Here is a 19633-nt window from a genome sequence, read left to right as displayed (position 1 = left end):
TGTTTATATGTTAATAATGCCGTAACTGATTTCCAAGGCTTGCCCATGTACGTCTACGCCTTTGATGGAACCAAGGTCGTACTCACCGAAGAACGGTTACAACATATTGCCTTAAGACATCCTGAATCGAAGAACTTTGCAAAGCTAATTTTGGACGCCGTCATGACTCCTGATGAAGTTTATGTGGATTCAACAGGTGCATTTCATGCACTATTATGCATAGCCAAAGATGCACCAGTGGGCATCTCGGATTTTCTTGTCGTTATTTACAATGTTAACGGTGAAGGCTATAAGAACGGCATACTATACGGGTTCTAAGAGAAAAGCAAGAAGGTATAAGTCATTCAGAAAGTTAAACCCCTCCTAGACTTAGATGGCAGGAAAGTTCTTGAGCAGATTGAAGCAAAATACGGCTTGAAGCTGCCCCGGAGAGTGATAACCATAGATTATGGTGAAGATGTCGGGGACTTGTACATTCGATTCAAAACTGCTAAAGACACTGAGGGCGAAACAACAACAGACGGAAAAGTTATAGTACACTATGACAAGCAGGGCAAGGTTGCAGCCGTAGAAATCCTGGACTTAAGCCAGCTTTAAACCTGCTCTTCTGTGTTTGGTTCGCAATTAAATTAGACCATTGTTGTTTTGGCGTTAAGGTTCCATTCGTCAGTTGCATATCTTTCTTTGTACAGTTTCTCTGCTAGCTCCCTTTCATGCTGCGTCAACGTATCAGGCATGGACTGCACGTTCTCCACAACCTGCATATTCAGCGTCACGGCAAACCCGTGTGCTATGGCGTTGACTGCGGTTTCGGGCGTCACGGTGTGTCCGAGTTCTTCTTTAACGCTGGTGATTTTGCCCTTCGCAACGTTTACGACTTGCATGCAGCTGTTTGCCCACGGAACCCGCAGCAACGTAAACATCCGCGGTAAATCCACCTCCAACAGCAACGTGCCATGCTGCAGAACAACGCCGCTTCTGTTAGCTTGGGCGCTGCCGCTGATTTTTCTGCCTTTAACGGTGAGGTTGGGGCAGTTTTTGGCGTCGCCCGGACTGTAGTCAGACGCGATTCCCAACATGCGAAGGGCTTCGCTTATCGCTGCGTAGATGCGGCTGTAGACTTGGGTTACGTCGTGGGTTCCCAAATCCTCCGTTTTTGCAATTACGCTGTAGGTGACTTCGCCTTCCGCGTCGTGGTAAACGGTGCCGCCGCCGCTGATTCTGCGGATTACGTCCACGCCGAGTTTTTTGCAATTATCCAGCAGGAGCTCTTTTTTGGGGTCTTGGAACCTGCCGATGGAGACGGTGGAGGGATTCCAGCGGTAAAACCGCAGCGTGTTAGGCACTGCGTCAGCTGCGCGGGTTTGCAGGATGGCTTCGTCGATGGCCATGTTCATGGCTGCGTTGTGGGTTTCGAGTTTGAGGATACGCCAAGTGTTCATGACGGAAACAAACCTGAAGTTGTTGCCTTCTGGTTAGTTTGGTCACCTATAAACGTTAACGGCAACCTTCAGGCTACTGACGGGAGATTTTTTGCCAATAACGGGTGCAAAAGCAGGAGCACATCATCGGCGGCTGCCCTCAGGTTTGCTTGCAGATAGTTTCTGAGTGGGCGCGAGTGTACATGTTGTTGTTAGGATTATGCGGATTAGTGTGAGTGCAAGAGGTATATTCACGGGGTTCCTCTTAGTAAAACTATGGACACGTTATTTAGCCCTCCGTGGGGAACGCCTTGTTCTTGCAAAAGAACAGCTTAGCCTGATTTTGTAGCAATTTGTTGCAAGTTTGCTAGATGTGGTAGTTTTGGTGTTGATGTGGTCTGGTAGTTTTTTGGGTGTTTGGTTAGGGTGTGCAATTTTTATATAAGTGCCCGTGAACTATCAAATAGCTAACTTCCGACTTATTTGGATTGGACTGTGCATCTGATGAGGAAGACTATCTTCAAAAAGCTCGAGGCTCAAGGCTTAATCGCCAACTACAACCGCCTGCGCAAAAACCTCCCCCCCAAACTGCCAGACAGAGTCTACATGGTGGATGAAACCTTCCGCGAAGGACTCAAAGCACCCATGGTCTTTCTAACCTACGTAGAAAAACTAAAACTCGCCAAAATGATGGATGAAGCCGGCATGGGAGTCATAAACGTCGGGTTCCCCGGCTTAAGCGAAGACGAAAAACGCAGCGTCAAACGCCTCATGAACGAATCCTTCACAAACTCCACCTTAACCGCCTCATCAGCAGCCACCAAAGCCCACGTCGACGCATGCATAGACGTAGGCATGAAAGAAATCAACATCGAAGCCCCCATCAACGGCTTAAACCTGCAGTACAGGCTCAAAATGAGCCGAGAAGAAGCCACCCAAAACATCGTAGAAAGCATCGAGTACGCCAAAAAACACGGCGTCTCCGTAAATTTTGTGCTCTCCGACGGCAGCCGCACCCCTCTGGAACAGATTTTAGCCATTTTTGAAGCCACCGCCGCAGCAGGCGCCTCCAAACTCGGCATCGCCGACACCGTAGGCTTTCTCCGACCTCTCTCAATGCGTTACCTCATGAGCCACGTAAGAGATGGACTCTCCGAAGAAGTCAAAAAGAACATTCCGCTCTCGGTGCACTGCCACAACGACTTTGGCTTAGCAACCGCAAACACCTTAGCCTCCGTAGAAGAAGGCGCAAGCTACCTGCACACCACTCTTATTGGGTTTGGCGAACGCGCTGGGCTGGCATCGTTTGAGGAAGTCGTCACCTCCCTCGAACTGCTCTACAACATCGACACCGGCATCGACCTGGAACGAATTTACCGTTTAGCACAATTAACCGAAAAATCCTTCGCGTTGCCCATCCAATTCCACAAACCAATCGTGGGCGACAACTCCTTCACCCACGAAGTTGACGAACACGTGGAGGGCATGTTAGCTCACCCCCTCATGTTTGAGCCTTTTCCGCCTGAAATTGTTGGACGCGAAACTGCCTTGTTCGTAGGCAGAAACACCGGGCAGACGCTCCTACAGGGACTACTGGAAAAGGCAGGTGTACGGGCGTCTCCAAGGCAAATTGACGAAATCCTGCGACACGTAAAAGGTCCGCAAGAAAGCCTTGACAAAGGCGAAGCGCAAATGACGTTTTATCAAGTGAAAAAGCTGCTGCGGGACTTGCAGAAGGGCTTGGTGCTGCCTGAATTTTGGCGGCTGGTTGAACAGGTGACAAGGCAAAAGCCTAAGCCGCCTCAGCCTGGGGAAAGCAAAGGCAAATCATTAACGCCCGTCACAACCTAATCCCCTTTTATTCAATGTACTTGTGGAGTTCCTGTTTGATTTGTGCTGTTTCTTGAGAGGTGGGGTTTTGGGGGTAATTGTAGATGGGTCCGCTGGGTTTCTCGTTGTAGAAGGGACGATTACAGTCAGGGCAGCCTGAAGTTTGAAACGGTTTACCCGACTCCACTACTTCTGCCACGATGTTCTTTCCCACACCAAAGCCTTCAATTTCCCCTTCGGCGCTAAAGGTCATATCCCCATAATTCGTTAAACCTTCGACGATGAGGTAACGTGCCAGCTGAATGCGTCTGTACGTTTGCAGGTCAGGTTTGTTTTTCTTCTCCATGGCGGTTCCTCGGACGGGAGTGAACGCGAAAACCGCAGGCAAAACGCCCATGTCAACGCATGTTTGCAGTAGGTTTGCGGCTTCTTTTTCGGTTTCTCCTAAGCCCACGATGAGGTGGGTGCTGACGTTGCCTTCTCCAAAGACGCCGATGGCGGTTCGCAGCAGCAAAAACTCGTCCTGCCATTTGTAGGGTCCACCGGCTGCGGCGCCTTTAATTTCATAAAACAGCTTCTCTGTTGCCGCATCCAAAGCAATTCCCACTCGGTCTGCACCTGCCGCTACAAGGCTCCAAAGGTTTTCGCTGTTAAGCGGTTGGCAACTAACCGAGACAGGGACATCAACCTGCTGTTTTAGTGCTGCTATGAAGGGGCAGATTTCACTAAAAACTTGAGGGTAGTTTAGGGTTTGGAGGCAGACGCGGCGGATTTTGCCTGCTTGCACCGCGTTTTTTATGTGTGAAATGACTGTTTGGGTGGAGAACTCTGGCCATGTGACGCGCGAGAGCAGTTCGGTTTTGCTTTGGCTGCCTTTGGCTTGGGGGCAGAAGCTGCAGTTTGCCGTGCATTTGCTTTGTTTGTAGGTCATAAGGTAAGCGGTTGTGGGTTGGGCGTCCAGTTTGCCTTCCAAAAGACCGATGGCTATGGCTGAGCCGACGGATACCCTGATTTGTTGTGGTAATCCCTCTGTTTTGGGGACGGACGGTTTTGCCAAAGTTGTTCCCGCAGAAGTATAAGCATGAGCGGCAGATATTTGTTTAGCCCGAAACCGCCAAAACTTAGCCGGCTGTGTGGGTCCTTGTTTTAAGCTTTAAAATCAAAACCGCCACTACCGCCGCTGCCACAACGGCTGCTCCTATCCAAGCCGTGTACACTACGCTTGGGACTTCGCCATGATTAACAGCGATGCCCACAAAAGCCCAAACGATGACCAATCCGTAGGCGATGTCTCTGCGGGAAACAATCACGGTCAAAGCGACGGCAAGAACCGCCCCGGCAGCCACAATCGCCCATATGGCGTCAGCGGCTGTCCACTGTACCCACCCCGCAAATGACAGGGCAGTGGCAACGTTTGTAGCGGCGGCAACGGTTATCCAGCCGAAGTAGACGCTAAAGGGCAGGTGCACTGCGGCTTTTTCTTTGAGCGGGGCGTTTGATTTGCCGACTCCTAACCGCAGATAAATCGTCACTATGCTTGCCAGCAAAGCCATCATGAAAACGACGGAGACTGAGATGTAGTCATATTGCCACAGGAAAATCCAGCCGATGTTAAAGAGACTGCTGAGTATGAATAACCCTGAAATTTTAGTCTGGAATCGCTTGTTTTTTTGGCTGGGCAGGGCTTGGTAAACTACGTAGACCCCCAATAGAATGTAGATTATGCTCCAGATGGAGAAGACGTAACCGGCGGGGGTGATTAGGGTGAAATATTGGTCGCTAACTTCAGCGGTGGTTCTTCCGCCCAGAATTGTGGTGCTGGCTACTAACCCGTTAACAATTAAGGTGGCGACGAATGCAAGAATGTTTCCAACCTGCAGAAAGACAGAGGTTTTTTGAGTTGACATAAGCCGCAGTAAATACTGGGTTTTTTGTGCTTATAAAGTTTAAGAATTGACACGGTTCACTTAGTGTATGGCGTGCTTTGTTTTGTTTGCTAAGAAAAAGCCGAAAAAACGGTTACTGGTACTCGGGTTGAAAGCGAACCCCTACAGTTTGCAGTTAGCAGCGGAAGCCATCCCGTGGGAAGGAGCAAACGTTGTTACTGTTTGCCTGTTTTTGCTTCGTGTTTTGCTTTCTTAGCCTTATTTTTCTTTTCAAGTGAAGGCATGCAAATTCACCATAAATAGGTGGATGCATGACGCTTAAAAGCTTTACACCAAACTGGGCGAAATTTGAGCACAACCGTTTATCTATCGTCTAAATTCTGCTTGCCGAAGGGACAAGTCTTAATTATGCCTTGCTAATCATTTAGTCCGTTTTGAGGAACAACCAATGGTTAAGATAGACTTTGGTGGCGTCACAGAAGATGTCATCACCCGAAACGAATTCACTGTCCAACAGGCACAGGAAATCCTGAAAAACGAGGTTGTTGTCTCCCTCGGATACGGTATCCAAGGCCGCGCACAATCTCTCAACATGCGAGACAACGGAATCAAAGTTATCGTCGGCCAAAGAAAAGGCTCCAAAACTTATGACCTAGCCGTCAAAGACGGGTGGGTTCCAGGCGAAACCCTATTCACCCCCGAAGAAGCAGCCAAACGCGGCACCATCAAAATGTTCCTGCTCACCGACGCAGGACAAAAACAAGAATGGCCCCAAGTGAAGGCATCTCTTAAAGATGGCGACGCGCTTTACTTCTCTCACGGCTTCTCCATCGTCTTTAAAGAACAAACCGGCATCATCCCGCCACCAAACGTCGACGTTATTCTGGTTGCGCCCAAAGGCTCCGGGACCTCGGTGCGACGCAACTTTGTCGACGGCAGCGGCATAAACAGCAGCTTTGCCATATTCCAAGACGCAACTGGCAAAGCACTGGAACGCACAAAAGCTCTGGGCATCGCCATTGGCAGCGGCTACCTGTTTCCAACAACCTTTGAAAAAGAAACCTACAGTGACCTCACCGGCGAACGCGGCACCCTCATGGGCGCATTGGCCGGCATCATCGAAGCCCAGTATGCCACGCTACGCGAGCACGGTCACAGTCCAAGCGAAGCCTTCAACGAAACCGTTGAAGAACTCACCCAGAGTCTCATCCGTTTGGTCGACGAAAACGGAATGGACTGGATGTATAACAACTGCAGTGAAACCGCCCGCATCGGCGCACTCCGCTGGAAAGAACGCTTTCGTTCAGCAACAAAACCCGTGTTTGACTCCCTCTACGAGTTAACCGCCGCAGGCGAAGAAAGCAGCATCGTGCTGGAACGCAGCAAAGAACCCGACTTCAAACAGAAACTTGCTGACGAACTCAAAGCCATGGGCAACAGCGAACTCTGGCGCGCAGGCGCAACCGTGCGTTCACTACGTCCTCACAAACAGAATAAGGAATAAACCCGTTAAGCGGCTAAACGCCCTTTCCTTTTTTATTTTCTGTATGCGTTTTAGGTTTGAGGGAGAAAGGTTGTTTTGTCGAAAAGACGACGCCTTCGCCATCGAGAAGTACGGCGTGAAGATGCGTATTATAACAGCAACGAGATGTGTCCGCAGGCGGAAGTGGTCTATCAGGAAACTGAAACAGGGCACGCCGAGGAGTTTCTGCATACCAAAGCTACTTCATCTTCTACATCATCGAGGGCGCAGGAACATGGTTCATTAAAGACATGCCTTACGAGGTTAAATCGGGCGATGCCTTAATTATTCCACCAAACACCCGATTCTACTATAAAGGCAAGCTTAAGCAGGCTATGTAACTTCCCCCGCTTGGGAACCCCAATACGAGCAACACATCAAAGACATGCAACCCTAAACCTGCCCAACAGGCAAATTAGTTTTTATAGATGAACACATCGCCATTATAGCTATGCGAGGCTCTGTTTGGACACCCTGTCGGTTGCTGCGTTAGCTGTTTTTGCTGGGACGTTGTTTTTGATGATTCGACGTCCGCGGGGTTTACGGCTGGGGTACGCGGCAGGCATCGGCGCAGTGGTTTCGCTTCTGCTGGGCACCGTCACAATGGGTCAGGCGGCAGCTTCTTTTCTTGACATCTGGGATGCGGCGCTGGCTTTTTTGGGCATCGTGGCGCTCTCGGTGGTTTTAGATGCCATGGGCTTCTTCAAATGGGCAGCGCTGCGCGTGGTAAAGTTAGCAAGAGGCAGTGGCCTTAAGCTTTACTTCTATGTGACCTTTCTCACCGTCGTCGTCAGCATCCTATTTGCTAACGACAGCGCCGTTCTCATCCTAATTCCCATAGTTCTCGAAATCATCAACTGCCTCAACATCGACGCTAAAGGCAGACTCGCCTACCTCTTTAGTGCAGGCTTAATCGCTGACACCGCCGCCATGCCTCTTATAACCAGTAATCCCATCAACATCCTAAGCGCCGACTTCTTCGGCTACACCTTCCTTGACCACCTCAAATTCATGGCGCCCATCGCCGTCGCAACCATCACAAGTAGCATCCTTATTGTCTACCTGTTTTTCCGACACAGTATCCCTAAAGTTTCCAACCCCGCCGCAGCCGACGTGTTGACGGGTGGGAAACAGGTGATTTCGCCGGTTTTGCTGCGGATTTGTTTTGGCACGTTGGCGGCGGTGGATGTGGGTTACGTGTTGACTTCGCTGGGCAGGTTCCCGGTTTCTTTGGTTATTTGTAGCGGTGCAGTCTTTTTGGGTGCCGTCTATGGGTTTATGCTCAGGTATACTGGCTCCGTGAACGGCAGCAGAAAGGGGCTTTTGCAATTGGTCCGTGACATCAACTGGGACATATTGCTCTTTATGTTTAGCATCTTTATCGTGGTGCAGGGTCTAGAAACCGCTGGCATAACCAACCTTTTAGCCCAAGCACTGCAGACAACGAGCCAGTTGCCGTCAGTGCTGGGCGTCTTCGTACCCAGCATGGTCGTTACTGTGGGAGCCAGTTTCCTAAACAACTGGTCTATGACGATTCTGGGCATGCTCAGCATTCACCATCTCGGCGCATCCGGGACCCAGTTGACAAGGCTGATTTTTAGTAACCTGATAGGGAACAATTTGGGTCCGCATTTTTTCCCGTTGGGGTCGTTGGCGATTTTGATGTGGCTGGAAACCATGCGGCGGAAAGGCGTAAACATTAGCCTCAAAGAGTACCTCAAAGTCGGCGCGGTGTTGTCCATCGTGGAGGTAGGAGTGGCATCTGTGGTTTTGTGGTTTGAGTTGAGTGCGGGTTTCACGTTGACTCTTTGAGTTTCCGCTTCCGATACGTGTGGAATCTAACAGTGCCGACCCTCCCCTCTATAGGTTCTGCATCGAATTAATATTAGCATCCAAATAGGTCTATGGCTTTCTGTTTTTGGAACTGCGCGTCTGTTGTTTTGCTTAACCTGATTACCATTAGGCTCAACATTCTGCTACGTACAAACTGTTTTCTTAGAACCAGCCTTTTGCTTTTATTGTGCGGCACGCTTTGTTGGAGCAGACTATGAAAATCTGCCCCGAGTTCGGATCAACCTCAGTCACCATTGCGTTTCTTCCACACTTAGGACAAACATTGCCTGAATCAACCAAAAACTTACGTCTCCAAAATCCAAAAGTTTTTCACTAAAGCCTCAGGGTGCCCAAAATTATGGTTTGACGGGCCTCGGTTCGTGGGTTAGGCGCGGAGAAGAAAAGGGGACTTTACTGGGGAATGAGGGGACAATTGATTCCGCGTTTTTGCCTACGCCTGACCCGCCAAACTTGATGCAACGCTTGATGGCTTCAGGACACAAAATACATTTCCCAACGAAAGTTAATATAAATTTGTGACTGTATAAATGCAACAACATTTGTCTAAATTTTTAATGAAAAATCTACGTTATTCTAGTTTTTTTGATGGCTTTTATTCGTTTTGGTGGCTGGGGCGAAAGATAATCACCCCGCTTCCCGAGTTTTTCTCTTTCATAACCAATTGGTGCCTATCAAGAACCGCCGTCATGGTTCTCCGTAACCTTTCGTTGATTCCGCAGGAAATGTACATTTCATAATCTTCCGTTTTATTCGGATTTTGAGTTTTTACATGTGAAAGAGAAACACAACTCAGGAGAAGCATTCCATCGCATTCAACTATTAACTCTCGCAGTACATTGGTGGCTTCTTGCCGATTCATTTCCTCTACCTCAAAACTCGTTTCCTTTTTGAACCAACGGTCTGTCTGCAAGAAACCTACGTCAAGCTTGCATCCTTAAAGTGGTGCTGAGCGCCAGAGCCTCACTTTTGTTTTCCAAAAGGAGTGTTTGGCGGGTTTTGCTTTGTTAACCCGCATAGGCATAGAAAACCTTCACTGGGGATGAGGGGACTTACTTGGAACCTACATGCGTGTTAACGCTCGACCCGCCAAACTCGGTGCAACGTCTGATGGCTTCAGGACACTGACTACATCTTGTGTTGGTGTTTCCTTATAAAAACTTGTGACTGTATCGACACTACAACAAACTACAATTTCCACTGGAATGCCACTTAACCCCCGCCCAAGACGCTGTGTGGGTGTAATTTCGCAGTCACATACCCTAATATCAAACTGAAATCCTAGCATAGTAGGCTATTTTATGGCTGATTTAATTTCTGTCAAAGACCTAGTTCTTGTTTACTCCGACGGAACCAAAGCCATAGACCAAATCTCCTTCAACGTGCAAGACGGCGAATTCTTCGGTTTTCTGGGACCCAACGGCGCTGGCAAAAGCACCACCATCAAAATCCTAACCACGCTTCTTCAAAAAACCCGCGGCGAAGTCAAAGTTGCAGGCTACGGCATCAATCAGGACGCCGGCAAAATCCGCAAAATCATAGGCGTCCAAAGCCAAGAAACAACGGTTGACGGCGACCTTTCAGGCAGAGAAAACCTTGAACTTCAAGGGCATTTTTTCCAAATGAACACCAGCGAACTCAAAACACGCGTCAATGAGCTTTTGGAGTTGGTGGAGTTGAAGCGGGTTGCGGATAAACGTGCTCGTAACTATTCTGGTGGGATGAAAAAACGCCTCGACTTGGCAACTGCCCTTATTAACAAACCTAAGCTTCTGTTTCTGGATGAGCCCACCACGGGGTTAGACCCCCAATCACGTTCAACCATCTGGAGCTACCTGCAAAGGCTCAACAAGGAAGAGGACATAACCATCTTTTTGACCACCCAGTACTTGGAGGAGGCGGACCGCCTCTGCAAACGCCTCAGCATTATCGATTTTGGCAAAATTGTTGCCAGCGGCTCGCCTGCTCAACTTAAAAGCGAAATCGGCGCCGACAGCATTCAAATCGCCTTGGAAGACTGCGCCAAAGACCGCATTAGAGCAAAAGAACTTATCAAAAGCATGACTGGGGTCTCCGAAATCCTCGACTCCGAAGAATGCCTCAATGTGTACGCCAAACACGCAGGCATTCTCATAGCTGACATCGTACGGGCGCTGGATAGCAGCGACATTCGCCTTTCCTATGTCACGTTTTCTTCGCCAACCCTCGATGATGTTTTCATGAAGCATACGGGGCGAAGAATCCGCACTGAAGAGCTTGTTAGAGCAAAAAGCGCCACGCCGTTTAGGGGGAGACGATAATGACGCTGCTTTCTGATACCCGTTACCTGTTTGTGCGGTTCCTTAAGAAGCTGGTTCGAAACCCCATTCTGCTGTTTTTCTCTTTGTTTCAGCCCATTGTTTTTCTGGTTCTGTTCACCCAGCTGCTAACAAGACTTGCTAATGTTCCGGGGGTTTTACCGCCTGGGGTGAGTTACCTGCAGTTCGCAACGGCGGGCATTCTTTTGCAGAACGCTTTTAGCAGCGCGTTGCAGTCGGGAAACTCGATTGTTGCCGACATTGACTCGGGGTATTTGCAGAAGATGTTGGTGACGCCTGTTCAGCGTCCAGCGATTCTGCTGGGCAGACTGCTTAGTGATGCGTTTAGGGTGGTGATTCAGTCCGCGATAATTTTGGGGCTGGCTTACCTTTTGGGCGCCTACGTGGTAACAGGGGTGCTTGGGGTCCTGTTTATTTTCTTTACTATCGCCTTTTTTGGGTTGGCGTGGTCGGGAATTTCTTTGGCTATTGGCATGAAGACTCGGAGTTCGGAGACGGTTTTTGCGATTGGTGGGTTTATTACTTTTCCGTTGTTGTTTTTGAGTCCGGCGTTGTTTCCGCTTGATTTTTTGCCGGAGTGGGTGCAGTTTGTGTCGCAGTTTAACCCGATTAGTTATGCTGTGGAGGCTTGTCGAGCGTTTATGATTGTGGGGTATGATTGGGCGACGATTCTTCCTGCTTGGGGGGTGATTGGGTTGGTGGCCGTGGTTACGATGAGTGCGACGTTGTTTCAGTTTCGGAAAGTCGTCAGTTGAGTTGCTTTTGCGTTTTTGTGAGTTGCATTTGGTAGTACTTTGGTAGGGTAGTACCTATGTGGTGTAATAAAATTTATAAGTACTACCAAGAATAGGTAGTACTGTGAATCGGTATGGAAGATGAAGTCATAGTCACACGCAAAGGCCAAACCACCATCCCCATCAAACTCCGCGAAAAATACAACATCGAAGAAGGCACCCGCCTCCAAGTCCTCGACACCAACGACGGCATCCTCCTCCGACCCAAAAAATCCACCCTCGACCTGGCAGGCTCAGGCGCACGGTTCGCCACGCCCGACCAGATGAAAAAAATGCTCGAGAAACTCAGGGACCTAGATGCCTAAAACCCTCTACGACACCCGATTCTTCCTCGAACACTACTACAGCCCAGAAGCCACCATACTCCACAAAACCCGCGAAGCCATCCGCACCGCCAAAGAACGCTTCATCTCCGCCATGGTCCTGCACGAAATCTACTGGCTAACCCTGGAGACCGAAGGGCAAGAAACCGCCGAGCTCAGGGCTACGCTTCTGGAAAAAGACTTCAAAATTGTAAATGTGGACGCAGAAATCGCCAAAACCAGCGCCCAACTCCGCCACAAATACCGCCTCAACATGGCTAACAGCGTCATCGCGGCGACCGCGGCTATGCTGCAGGCAACTTGTCTTTCTGATGACCCGCATTTTAAGGGTGTGGGCGAAATCAAAACCGCTTGGCTTTAGGTTTGCTGCAGAAACGCCATCGCCTTTTCGGCTAATGTCTCGTTGAGTGTTTCCCTATTTTCCACGGTAACCATGAAGGTTTCTGTGTCAGGTCTGCCTTTTACTTCTGTAATCAGTTTATCTTGGGCTTTCTGATGCACCACTGCAAGAATCAACTTTTGGCTCTCCAATGCTTTGCGTGTGGCTTGTTTGAATTTTTCCGAAAACAGCTCCATCGGACCAGCTTCGTCAATAACCACCATATCTTGCTTTTCGGTGGCTTCCGAGATGGCTTTGACGCCGATGGCTTCAAGGTCTGCAAGGTTAACGTGGTACTTGCCTACCTGTGGGCTCCCCTGCCCATTTACGTGTGCCAGCCAGCCCACTTTCGCGTTAGCAACATCCACCACCTCAAACCCTACCCGCGTGCCCCCTTCGCGGACTTCGCGGCTAAACATGCCCCCAACGCCTGATGCCTCGTGCTTTCAATTCGCTAACCGTCTTTGCCAGCACGGTGGTTTTGCCCACACCCGGTGCCCCTGTCAGAACCAGAACCCTTTTTTCCAAAGTCTTTGCCTCAGCTTAACCAGAAGTCTAATATGAGCATAAAACCTTTCTCCAACACAAACCGAAGCGGCGCAAAAAATAATGAGTACCCCCTACACACCTGATTTTCCCTCCGAAACCGTAATCGAAGGCAAAATCTGCCTCTTGGTTCCTAAGCTTTCAGCTTTTGGCGTTTGCCCCTCCGACTACGCCCCCAGCCGAGCCCCCGTTTTCTACAACCCCGTCATGGAGTTTAACCGCGACCTCTCCGTGCTGGTGTTTCAAGCCTATCAACGCATGGTTGACAGGGAAATAAAAATATGTGAACCCTTGACCGCGACGGGCATCAGGGGGCTGCGGTTTGCCTCTGAAATTGAAGGGGTCAACGAAGTGGTCAGCGGCGACATAAACCTGCACAGCGTCCAACTCGCCACCCACAACGTTGCCCTCAACAACCTGCAAGACCGCGTATCCATAGCCCACAAGGACGCTAACCGGCTGCTCATCGAGCACAGCGCCCCCAAGACCCGGTTTGATGTAGTTGACATTGACCCCTTTGGAACCCCCGCGCCCCACCTTGACGCCTCCGTGCAGGCGCTACGCAACAAGGGCTTGCTTGCCACCACCGCCACAGACATGGCGCCCCTCTGCGGAGTTCACCCCAAAGCTTGCCTGCGCAAATACGGCGGCAAACCCCTACGCACCGAATACTGCCAAGAACTCGCCATCCGCCTCCTCGCAGGAGCCGTCGCCCAAACAGCAGCCAAACACGACATCGGCACCCACGTTCTTTTCAGCCACTGCAGCGACCACTACATCCGCGTCTACACCCAAATCGGCTATGGCTGCCAGAAAGCCGACGACAGCCTCAAACAGATGGGCTACCTGCTCCACTGCTTCAACTGCCTACACCGCGAAACCACAGCTAAACCGTTCCCCGAAACAGGCAGAAAATGCCCCGAATGCGGCGCCACAATGGACTGGGCAGGACCCCTATGGATAGGCAAACTCTTTGATGCCCCATTCATCGATTCAATGTTGCAAGAGAACCAGCAACGGGCTTTTCGAAACAGCCGCAAACTTGCCAAACTCCTCACACTCACCCGAGGCGAAGCAGAAGCGCCGCCGATGTATCATGTGTTGGACAGACTGAGCGGGAAATTTCGTTTGCCCGCGCCCTCAGTTGCCGCGTTCTTTGGCGCCCTAACAGACGCGGGCTACCTTGCGGTGCCAACGCATTTTAACCCTCGTGGCGTCCGAACCAACGCCTCCGCCTCAGAAATGCAACGCATAATGAAGAGCCTGGCTCTAAAAACCCAATAGCTTATCGCCTGAAGCGCCTTCCTACGTTATCCCATAAGAATGCTAATGTTCCTTTTTTGTTTTCTGAGAAGTGCTCCAGCAAAACCGTCAAGACCGCAGAGGCCGATTGCTCAGACGGGGAACCCATAGAATCCCCGTTGAGGAAAGGCTTTATACGGTTAACTTTTACTGCTATCGTGGGGGCTGTTTATGGATAAACGCCAAAAAGCAGAGGCTGTTTTGGTAATCCTTGTTGTCGCGTTTGCCGCCTCATTAACTTCTTTATTGGTCACCAAGCTTACCTTTGATGGCGAAATATCGTCTTCGGACATTAAACCTGCTGCGTCGTAATACATTAAATTATATGGCACTGAAACTAGGATTTTTTTAATATCTGCAATTCCAAGCTATGGTGAGTACCCCTTTGAAAATGCCCGGGTATATCCTGGTTCAGGTTCGCCTGAAATTCACAAGGGTGATCAATGCTTTATCATCAATGTCACGGTAAGAAGCGACTACAGTTCCGATTACCCTCTTCCTTCCTCGTTGTCTGTGGGGTTCCCGAACTCCACTACCTCTGAAGTATCTCTTAGCGCCTTACTGTATGATGGAGACAACAGAACTATTAATACGACGAACGTCACTCCACCCCTTCCAAGAGTGCCCGCCGAAATACCCGCTCCTATCTTTAGTTTAGAAACTGGCGAAACCTTTTCCTTTAAAATGTATTTTACCATTGAACAAAAAAATGTAGAGGCCTTTAAGATAATGTCTCTTTATGTGGGCGCTATGCCTCCTCCTTGACCCAAACCCACCCAATCCCGCAGCTTCTTCTTTGAGTAAAAGTTGTTATTGTGGTTTGATAGCTTGATTAACTACAACATGGATATTTTGAAATAAAAGTTTAAGAGCCAAAACCACAAAGGTAAAAGCAAAAGGGTGAACGTAACGTGTCTGACAAAATTGCGGTAATCGGCACCGGCATGATGGGCGGCGCCATAATCAAAAGCTTCCTCAAAGGCAACTACCAAGGCAAAATAGTTGCAGCTGACTTTGCAACCCAAAAACTGCAGGAGCTGGAAGCCCTTGGCGTGAAGGTGACAACCGACAACTGCAAAGCCGCCGCAGGAGCCGACATCGTTTTTGTCAGCGTCAAACCCGGCGACCTCAAAGCCGTCCTCCAAGGCATCAGCAAAGAAGTCAAAGGCAAACTGGTGATTTCCACCGCTGCCACGGTGCCCCTGTGGTTCCTCAAAAAACAGGTCCCCGAAGCCAAAGTGGTGCGCATTATGCCAAACGTTGCAGCTTTGGTGCAAGCTTCGTATACGGCGTTTTGCTGTGACTCCGACGTAACCGCTGAAGACAAAGAAAAACTCAAGGCGCTGTTGGGTATGATGGGGCTTTGTGAGGAAATGGATGAGAAGTACATGGATGCCATCACTGGGCTTAGCGGAAGCGGACCTGGCTACCTGTCCATAATAGCTGAAGCCTTAACCTACGCGGGGCTCAAGGTTGGTTTGCCTCGAAACATTGCTGAAAAAGCCGCAGTGCAGAACATGCTGGGAACCGCCAAACTTATCTTGGAGTTGCCTGAGCACCCCGCTAAAATCCGCGACATGGTCACCACACCCGGAGGCACAACAATCGAAGCGATTTGCGAGTTGGAGGGCAGCGGTGTGCGGCAGGCGTTGATGCGGGCGGTGGAGCAGGCAACCAAGAAAAGCGAGTTGATTCGCGAAAAAGTTGCCCCCCAAGAAAAACACTAAACCACGCACGTCCAGCAAGCGGGAGGTTTGTGGATGTTTGAGTCTGTTATCTTTGATTGGGATGGCACGTTAGCGGACACGAAAGAGGCGATTTTGGCTTCTTTTCATGGGGCGCTACGTGAAGTTGTCCATTTTGATGTTTCCGATGAATTCATCGAACGCCGCATAGGCATCGGCGCCGCGTGGACGTTTAGGGAAATTCTTCAATCAAAAGGGCAAAGTTTTGACGAGCAGTTGGTTGGGCGTTTGGTAGCCGCGAAAATTCGGGTTGCCCTTGAAAACACCGACAAAGTCAACCTGTTCCCTGATGCCCTTGACCTTTTAGAATCTTTACGTGGCAAAGTTAAGCTGGGTTTAGCCTCCATGAATAACCGCCAAATCATTGAGCACCTGCTGAACGTTTTAGATTTGGGCAAATTCTTCAATGTAGTTGTAACCGTTAATGAAGTTAGTAAATCTAAGCCTGACCCTGAAATCTTTTTGAGAACCGCCCAAACCTTGGAAAGTACCCCTTCAGCGTGTGTTGTTGTTGAAGACTCCCTTTTTGGCGTTCAAGCCGCCAAAGCTGCAAACATGACCTGCGTCGCCGTTGCTCAGGGCGCCTATTCCGTTGCTGAACTCTCTGCGGCGGGTTCAGATTTGGTTCTGGATTCGCTTCAGAACACCGCGCCTATTCTTCGGTTAATTTTGAAGTAACGCCCTAATTTGGGTTTTATGTTGCTGTGCGGCGGCAGTCACATAGCTTTAAGAATTTTCGAAGAGAAAATACTCAGTAGACACTCACCGTTATTTTAATCATAGTAATCGGCGCAAGGTGAAACGGCTTATGTTCTCAGATATGCTGGAAATGAAACAGGTGCCCTGCAAGTTTCAAGTGCTCTTCTTACGGAACGATGCCAGCCAAGAAGTCGAAGTCCATGAAGTACGACAAGTTGACTACCTAACCGTGCAGGAACGCCTCGACAAAGGCGATTCAGTTTTCATAACCAGCCGAACCGCCCAAAAAATCAAGCCGCCCAAACACAAAGGAAAACTTAGCATGAAAACCAAACTTGTGACCGCGTTTTATATTGACCAAATCTAACCAACGCGTGTGGCGTGCATCCAGGATTCCTCTTCCTCCCCTCTCTCCTCCTTTAAATTTTGATGGGTGCACGCCGCTCCACTAACCACCGCCTGTTGCCATACTTTGGCTTTGCTAAACACCCCGCTTAAACGTTGTTTGAGTTCACATGGGTGCCACTTTTGAGGCTGCGCGGTGAAGCTGCGCCAGAAGGTTGATGGTGGCTTTACAGAATTGTGGCAGGTCACTGGGGGCACGGGAGGTAACCAAGTTGCCGTCGACGACTGCGGCTTGGTCTACGACTTTTGCGCCTGCATTTTTTAGGTCGGTTCTAATTGACGGCCAACTTGTGGCTGTTTTGCCCTTAACGATGCCTGCTTCGATGAGCATTTGGGGTCCATGGCATATGGCGGCGATAACTTTGCCTTTGTTGTTGGCTTCGGCGACTATGTTGACTAATTCTCTGTTTATGCGCATGTTGTCGGGGGCTCGTCCACCAGGAATGACAATGGCGTCGTATTCTTCAAGGTTGACTTGTCGGGGAGAAATGTTCGAAGTGAAGGGTACCCCGTGCTCTCCCAAATAGGCTTCGTTACTTTTGGGGGCAACAACATCTATTTTGTAGCTTTCTTCTTGGAAACGGTAAAATGGGTAAATGAACTCGGAGTCTTCAACGCCGTTTTCTACAAAAATCAAAATTCTCTTCATACCACTCATAATTAATCGACAAATCCTGTAGGGAGGAAGGTTACACACGATAAAAACTCTAGTTGGTTCAGTGTAGCTGAACAGAAGAATCATCCATAAACGTTATTTTTATAAGACGTTTAAACGATATTGGGAAGAGCGCATGAACAGCAAAAAGTTGACCGACGTTTGTCAGGCAATTTGTGACCACTCACTGCATCGGTTTTATGAGCAGCGGCAATTTGACCTCCTAAACGGATACGAGTTGGTTTTTACTCGATGTGAAAACTGCCACAAACCCCTCAGTTTAAAAGTGAAAAAAATAGCCTAAACTGTCATGTCTGCGGCTTTGTTTATGCCTTCAATCAGGAAAGGCAAATCCGTAATTGAGGTTATGACAAAGTTTGCACCATGATTCATCAACGCTTTCTTTGTGAAGGTTCCCGTTGATAACCCGACGGCGGTGGCTTTTGCTTCTGCTGCCGCTTGCATGTCGGTGGGGCTGTCCCCGACGAAAACGGTTTCTGAAGCTGCAACACCTAACTTTGCAACGGCGATGTTGCAGTGCTCTGGATTAGGCTTATAGTTTGACACCTGATTGCGGGTAACAACCGTGTCAAAGTAGGGGGTAAGTTTGAAGCGTTTTAGGATACGTTTTGTTGAGTTTAAGCTGTTAAGCGTGCATAACCCAATTTTCAGCCCCATCGCCCTAAGCTCCTTTAACGTTTCTAGTGACCCCGGCATTAGACTTGTCTGCGCTGACGCTTCCAGTTCAAATTTCTCTGCTAACTGCAAGACTTCTTTTCGAATTTCCTCCATGGTTCCGGCGGGTTTCTGGGCGTTGTGTACGAAAAGCTCGGTTTTTGTAAGCATCTCAAAAATGTTTTCTTTAATTGATAGGAGGGATGCGGGGACGCCTTTTTTCATTAGGTAACTTTTGGCTTCGGCGCGGAGGGCTTTATAGTCCAGATTGAAGGCTGCGATTGTTCCGTCTAAATCAAATATTACTGCTTTTATCGTCACGCGTGTTTCACTCTCGCGTTGCACATTTATCTGCACTCCATCTGTTGAAGGAGGCATGTTTAGGACGTTTGCCTTAGTCTCCAGATGCAGCTTTAACGGCTAACAACAAAACACTCTGTTATATCTCTTCCCTTTACTTGCTTTGACATCTGTTCACAATTATTCCTGAACGTTTCCTGTATGCCTTTTCTGACGTAAACTTTTAAAGTGTATGTTCAGAAAAACCTTGAAATGTTATAAAATTGCTGTTATATAGATGTTTCGTCAAAAAATTCTGTCTTTAACCGACCCAGCTTGAAATCCTGACTGTTCAGCCTGACCTGAACTATCCTCCTATTTCCTGCGCAGACTTTCAGAAAAACTTGGGACACAAAAGAAAGGGTTCGGTTAAGCTGCTGCTGGCTATTTTGTTTCATAAATCTCAACGTCAAATTCCATCCACATCGGGTCCGCAGAGGTGGTGCATACGATGGCTATGAGGTCATTCATCCACGAAAGCTTCTCAGCCGCAGTCATGAAGCTCCAAATGCCTATTGCTTTACTTTTTCCGTCTTCCATTTTGCTTATGTCATAGGACTTTATGAACGCAACCTCTCCCGAGGTTGTTGTCATCATGCCTTGCCCTTTTGCGATGCCCAACCCAATCGCCTCCTTCATGCCCATCGCCGTAATCATGATGTTGCCGTCTACGCCTTCAGCGCAGTCCGAACCCTTCACTGTTGCGGTCCAAGTGAATTCTTGGTTTGCTCCATTTGCGCTCACCGATTTAACCGCCATACCCATGGTTTTACCTTTACCTTCCCAAAGTTTTTCACCTAAAATCAAGTTTTTCACCACATACATTCAGTTAACTGGGTTTCTTAAGGGCATGTGACTGCCAAAGGTAACAACAACCCCTTAACAGACTTAGATGCAAAAACCAAAAATAGGCGACGGCGCACCCTAAACATGCAAAACACGC

Annotated in this window: 26 protein-coding genes; 16 read left to right on the top strand and 10 right to left on the bottom strand. The window is 49.1% G+C overall.

The genetic code is table 11. The features are described from left to right. Positions 1–45: 45 nt before the first annotated feature. Together ACBZ72_09255 and ACBZ72_09250 are read left to right on the top strand one after the other, a co-directional pair. The gene (locus ACBZ72_09255) at positions 46–318 is read left to right on the top strand and encodes a hypothetical protein (GenBank protein ID XES76358.1); all 273 of its coding nucleotides are present in this window, start codon (positions 46–48) and stop codon (positions 316–318) included. A gap of 96 nt (positions 319–414) precedes the next feature. Beyond that, the gene (locus ACBZ72_09250) at positions 415–597 is read left to right on the top strand and encodes a DUF2283 domain-containing protein (GenBank protein XES76357.1); all 183 of its coding nucleotides are present in this window, start codon (positions 415–417) and stop codon (positions 595–597) included. A 32-nt stretch (positions 598–629) separates the two neighbouring features. Here ACBZ72_09250 and ACBZ72_09245 read toward each other — a convergent pair whose 3' ends face one another. Beyond that, positions 630–1442: a biotin/lipoate A/B protein ligase family protein gene (locus ACBZ72_09245; protein ID XES76356.1), complete on the bottom strand. Its 813-nt coding sequence runs from the start codon at positions 1440–1442 to the stop codon at positions 630–632. 483 nt (positions 1443–1925) lie between these two features. Between ACBZ72_09245 and ACBZ72_09240 the strand changes: the two genes are divergently transcribed. Beyond that, positions 1926–3272 (top strand): hypothetical protein, encoded by a 1347-nt coding sequence (locus ACBZ72_09240; GenBank protein XES76355.1) that lies wholly within the window; start codon positions 1926–1928, stop codon positions 3270–3272. Positions 3273–3279: 7 nt separating this feature from the next. Here ACBZ72_09240 and ACBZ72_09235 read toward each other — a convergent pair whose 3' ends face one another. Continuing rightward, complete coding sequence (locus ACBZ72_09235) at positions 3280–4308, bottom strand: radical SAM protein (GenBank protein ID XES76354.1); 1029 nt, start codon at positions 4306–4308, stop codon at positions 3280–3282. 64 nt (positions 4309–4372) lie between these two features. Continuing rightward, complete coding sequence (locus tag ACBZ72_09230) at positions 4373–5158, bottom strand: tryptophan-rich sensory protein (protein XES76353.1); 786 nt, start codon at positions 5156–5158, stop codon at positions 4373–4375. Positions 5159–5585: 427 nt separating this feature from the next. On the opposite strand from ACBZ72_09230, the gene ilvC reads away from it, so the two are divergent. After that, positions 5586–6641 carry a ketol-acid reductoisomerase gene (gene ilvC / locus ACBZ72_09225; GenBank protein XES76352.1) on the top strand — a complete coding sequence of 352 codons (1056 nt, stop codon included), beginning with the start codon at positions 5586–5588 and terminating at the stop codon, positions 6639–6641. Here ilvC and ACBZ72_09220 read toward each other — a convergent pair. Next, entirely contained in the window at positions 6612–6851 is a 240-nt protein-coding gene (locus ACBZ72_09220; protein XES76351.1) for a hypothetical protein, read from the bottom strand. The genes ilvC and ACBZ72_09220 overlap by 30 nt on opposite strands. Before the next feature lie 14 nt (positions 6852–6865). Here ACBZ72_09220 and ACBZ72_09215 point away from each other — a divergent pair, with 14 nt between their 5' ends. Both ACBZ72_09215 and ACBZ72_09210 read left to right on the top strand, forming a co-directional pair. Continuing rightward, positions 6866–7000, top strand: a complete 135-nt coding sequence (locus ACBZ72_09215) for a cupin domain-containing protein (GenBank protein XES78673.1) — start codon at positions 6866–6868, stop codon at positions 6998–7000. Between the two features lie 124 nt (positions 7001–7124). Beyond that, a complete protein-coding gene (locus ACBZ72_09210) occupies positions 7125–8471 on the top strand; it encodes an ArsB/NhaD family transporter (GenBank protein XES76350.1) in 1347 nt (448 codons plus the stop codon). A 634-nt stretch (positions 8472–9105) separates the two neighbouring features. Here the strand turns inward: ACBZ72_09210 and ACBZ72_09205 are convergent. Further along, the gene (locus tag ACBZ72_09205) at positions 9106–9423 is read right to left on the bottom strand and encodes a hypothetical protein (protein ID XES76349.1); all 318 of its coding nucleotides are present in this window, start codon (positions 9421–9423) and stop codon (positions 9106–9108) included. Between the two features lie 388 nt (positions 9424–9811). On the opposite strand from ACBZ72_09205, the gene ACBZ72_09200 reads away from it, so the two are divergent. From ACBZ72_09200 to ACBZ72_09185, 4 genes are all read left to right on the top strand, one after another. After that, entirely contained in the window at positions 9812–10810 is a 999-nt protein-coding gene (locus ACBZ72_09200; protein XES76348.1) for an ATP-binding cassette domain-containing protein, read from the top strand. Further along, the gene (locus ACBZ72_09195; protein XES76347.1) at positions 10810–11583 is read left to right on the top strand and encodes an ABC transporter permease; all 774 of its coding nucleotides are present in this window, start codon (positions 10810–10812) and stop codon (positions 11581–11583) included. The genes ACBZ72_09200 and ACBZ72_09195 overlap by 1 nt, the downstream gene beginning before the upstream one ends. 113 nt (positions 11584–11696) lie before the next feature. Further along, a complete protein-coding gene (locus ACBZ72_09190) occupies positions 11697–11927 on the top strand; it encodes an AbrB/MazE/SpoVT family DNA-binding domain-containing protein (GenBank protein ID XES76346.1) in 231 nt (76 codons plus the stop codon). After that, a complete protein-coding gene (locus ACBZ72_09185; protein XES76345.1) occupies positions 11920–12306 on the top strand; it encodes a PIN domain-containing protein in 387 nt (128 codons plus the stop codon). The genes ACBZ72_09190 and ACBZ72_09185 overlap by 8 nt, the downstream gene beginning before the upstream one ends. Here the strand turns inward: ACBZ72_09185 and ACBZ72_09180 are convergent. After that, the gene (locus ACBZ72_09180; GenBank protein ID XES76344.1) at positions 12303–12743 is read right to left on the bottom strand and encodes a nucleoside-triphosphatase; all 441 of its coding nucleotides are present in this window, start codon (positions 12741–12743) and stop codon (positions 12303–12305) included. The two genes, ACBZ72_09185 and ACBZ72_09180, sit on opposite strands and share 4 nt — an antisense overlap. Then, on the bottom strand, positions 12736–12852 hold the full coding sequence (locus ACBZ72_09175) for a nucleoside-triphosphatase (protein ID XES76343.1): 117 nt from the start codon (positions 12850–12852) through the stop codon (positions 12736–12738). Before ACBZ72_09175 ends, ACBZ72_09180 begins: the two co-directional genes overlap by 8 nt. Positions 12853–12933: 81 nt before the next feature. On the opposite strand from ACBZ72_09175, the gene ACBZ72_09170 reads away from it, so the two are divergent. The 5 genes from ACBZ72_09170 to ACBZ72_09150 all read left to right on the top strand — a co-directional run bounded on the left by ACBZ72_09170 (position 12934) and on the right by ACBZ72_09150 (position 16983). Continuing rightward, positions 12934–14154 carry a tRNA (guanine(10)-N(2))-dimethyltransferase gene (locus tag ACBZ72_09170; GenBank protein ID XES76342.1) on the top strand — a complete coding sequence of 407 codons (1221 nt, stop codon included), beginning with the start codon at positions 12934–12936 and terminating at the stop codon, positions 14152–14154. Between the two features lie 189 nt (positions 14155–14343). Continuing rightward, positions 14344–14484: a hypothetical protein gene (locus ACBZ72_09165; protein XES76341.1), complete on the top strand. Its 141-nt coding sequence runs from the start codon at positions 14344–14346 to the stop codon at positions 14482–14484. A gap of 599 nt (positions 14485–15083) precedes the next feature. After that, a complete protein-coding gene (gene proC / locus ACBZ72_09160) occupies positions 15084–15899 on the top strand; it encodes a pyrroline-5-carboxylate reductase (GenBank protein ID XES76340.1) in 816 nt (271 codons plus the stop codon). Between the two features lie 33 nt (positions 15900–15932). Continuing rightward, the gene (locus tag ACBZ72_09155; GenBank protein ID XES76339.1) at positions 15933–16595 is read left to right on the top strand and encodes an HAD family hydrolase; all 663 of its coding nucleotides are present in this window, start codon (positions 15933–15935) and stop codon (positions 16593–16595) included. Positions 16596–16725: 130 nt separating this feature from the next. Continuing rightward, positions 16726–16983 (top strand): hypothetical protein, encoded by a 258-nt coding sequence (locus ACBZ72_09150; GenBank protein XES76338.1) that lies wholly within the window; start codon positions 16726–16728, stop codon positions 16981–16983. Between the two features lie 144 nt (positions 16984–17127). Here the strand turns inward: ACBZ72_09150 and ACBZ72_09145 are convergent, their stop codons facing one another. Beyond that, on the bottom strand, positions 17128–17658 hold the full coding sequence (locus ACBZ72_09145; protein XES76337.1) for a type 1 glutamine amidotransferase domain-containing protein: 531 nt from the start codon (positions 17656–17658) through the stop codon (positions 17128–17130). Positions 17659–17812: 154 nt separating this feature from the next. Here ACBZ72_09145 and ACBZ72_09140 point away from each other — a divergent pair, with 154 nt between their 5' ends. Continuing rightward, entirely contained in the window at positions 17813–17980 is a 168-nt protein-coding gene (locus tag ACBZ72_09140) for a hypothetical protein (protein XES76336.1), read from the top strand. Here ACBZ72_09140 and ACBZ72_09135 read toward each other — a convergent pair. Together ACBZ72_09135 and ACBZ72_09130 are read right to left on the bottom strand one after the other, a co-directional pair. Next, positions 17977–18672: an HAD family hydrolase gene (locus tag ACBZ72_09135; protein ID XES76335.1), complete on the bottom strand. Its 696-nt coding sequence runs from the start codon at positions 18670–18672 to the stop codon at positions 17977–17979. The genes ACBZ72_09140 and ACBZ72_09135 overlap by 4 nt on opposite strands. Before the next feature lie 402 nt (positions 18673–19074). Beyond that, positions 19075–19497, bottom strand: coding sequence for a hypothetical protein (locus tag ACBZ72_09130; protein XES76334.1), 423 nt, complete (start codon positions 19495–19497; stop codon positions 19075–19077). Between the last annotated feature and the right edge of the window lie 136 nt (positions 19498–19633).

The sequence above is a fragment of the Candidatus Bathyarchaeia archaeon genome (assembly GCA_041447175.1).
Classification (GTDB): domain Archaea; phylum Thermoproteota; class Bathyarchaeia; order Bathyarchaeales; family Bathycorpusculaceae; genus JADGNF01.
Note: the sequence above shows the minus strand (reverse complement) of the source record. Positions and strands in the feature narration are given on the sequence as shown.

Bases quoted from the DNA above. Each gene is read 5' to 3' on its own strand.
- ACBZ72_09240 (XES76355.1), top strand. From the start codon at position 1,926: ATGAGGAAGACTATCTTCAAAAAGCTCGAGGCTCAAGGCTTAATCGCC.
- ACBZ72_09165 (XES76341.1), top strand. From the start codon at position 14,344: ATGGATAAACGCCAAAAAGCAGAGGCTGTTTTGGTAATCCTTGTTGTC.
- ACBZ72_09230 (XES76353.1), bottom strand. From the start codon at position 5,158: ATGTCAACTCAAAAAACCTCTGTCTTTCTGCAGGTTGGAAACATTCTT.
- ACBZ72_09255 (XES76358.1), top strand. From the start codon at position 46: ATGTACGTCTACGCCTTTGATGGAACCAAGGTCGTACTCACCGAAGAA.
- ACBZ72_09245 (XES76356.1), bottom strand. From the start codon at position 1,442: ATGAACACTTGGCGTATCCTCAAACTCGAAACCCACAACGCAGCCATG.
- ACBZ72_09150 (XES76338.1), top strand. From the start codon at position 16,726: ATGTTCTCAGATATGCTGGAAATGAAACAGGTGCCCTGCAAGTTTCAA.
- ilvC (XES76352.1), top strand. From the start codon at position 5,586: ATGGTTAAGATAGACTTTGGTGGCGTCACAGAAGATGTCATCACCCGA.
- ACBZ72_09140 (XES76336.1), top strand. From the start codon at position 17,813: ATGAACAGCAAAAAGTTGACCGACGTTTGTCAGGCAATTTGTGACCAC.
- ACBZ72_09195 (XES76347.1), top strand. From the start codon at position 10,810: ATGACGCTGCTTTCTGATACCCGTTACCTGTTTGTGCGGTTCCTTAAG.
- ACBZ72_09200 (XES76348.1), top strand. From the start codon at position 9,812: ATGGCTGATTTAATTTCTGTCAAAGACCTAGTTCTTGTTTACTCCGAC.
- ACBZ72_09155 (XES76339.1), top strand. From the start codon at position 15,933: ATGTTTGAGTCTGTTATCTTTGATTGGGATGGCACGTTAGCGGACACG.
- ACBZ72_09170 (XES76342.1), top strand. From the start codon at position 12,934: ATGAGTACCCCCTACACACCTGATTTTCCCTCCGAAACCGTAATCGAA.
- ACBZ72_09220 (XES76351.1), bottom strand. From the start codon at position 6,851: ATGCAGAAACTCCTCGGCGTGCCCTGTTTCAGTTTCCTGATAGACCAC.
- ACBZ72_09185 (XES76345.1), top strand. From the start codon at position 11,920: ATGCCTAAAACCCTCTACGACACCCGATTCTTCCTCGAACACTACTAC.
- ACBZ72_09180 (XES76344.1), bottom strand. From the start codon at position 12,743: ATGTTTAGCCGCGAAGTCCGCGAAGGGGGCACGCGGGTAGGGTTTGAG.
- ACBZ72_09190 (XES76346.1), top strand. From the start codon at position 11,697: ATGGAAGATGAAGTCATAGTCACACGCAAAGGCCAAACCACCATCCCC.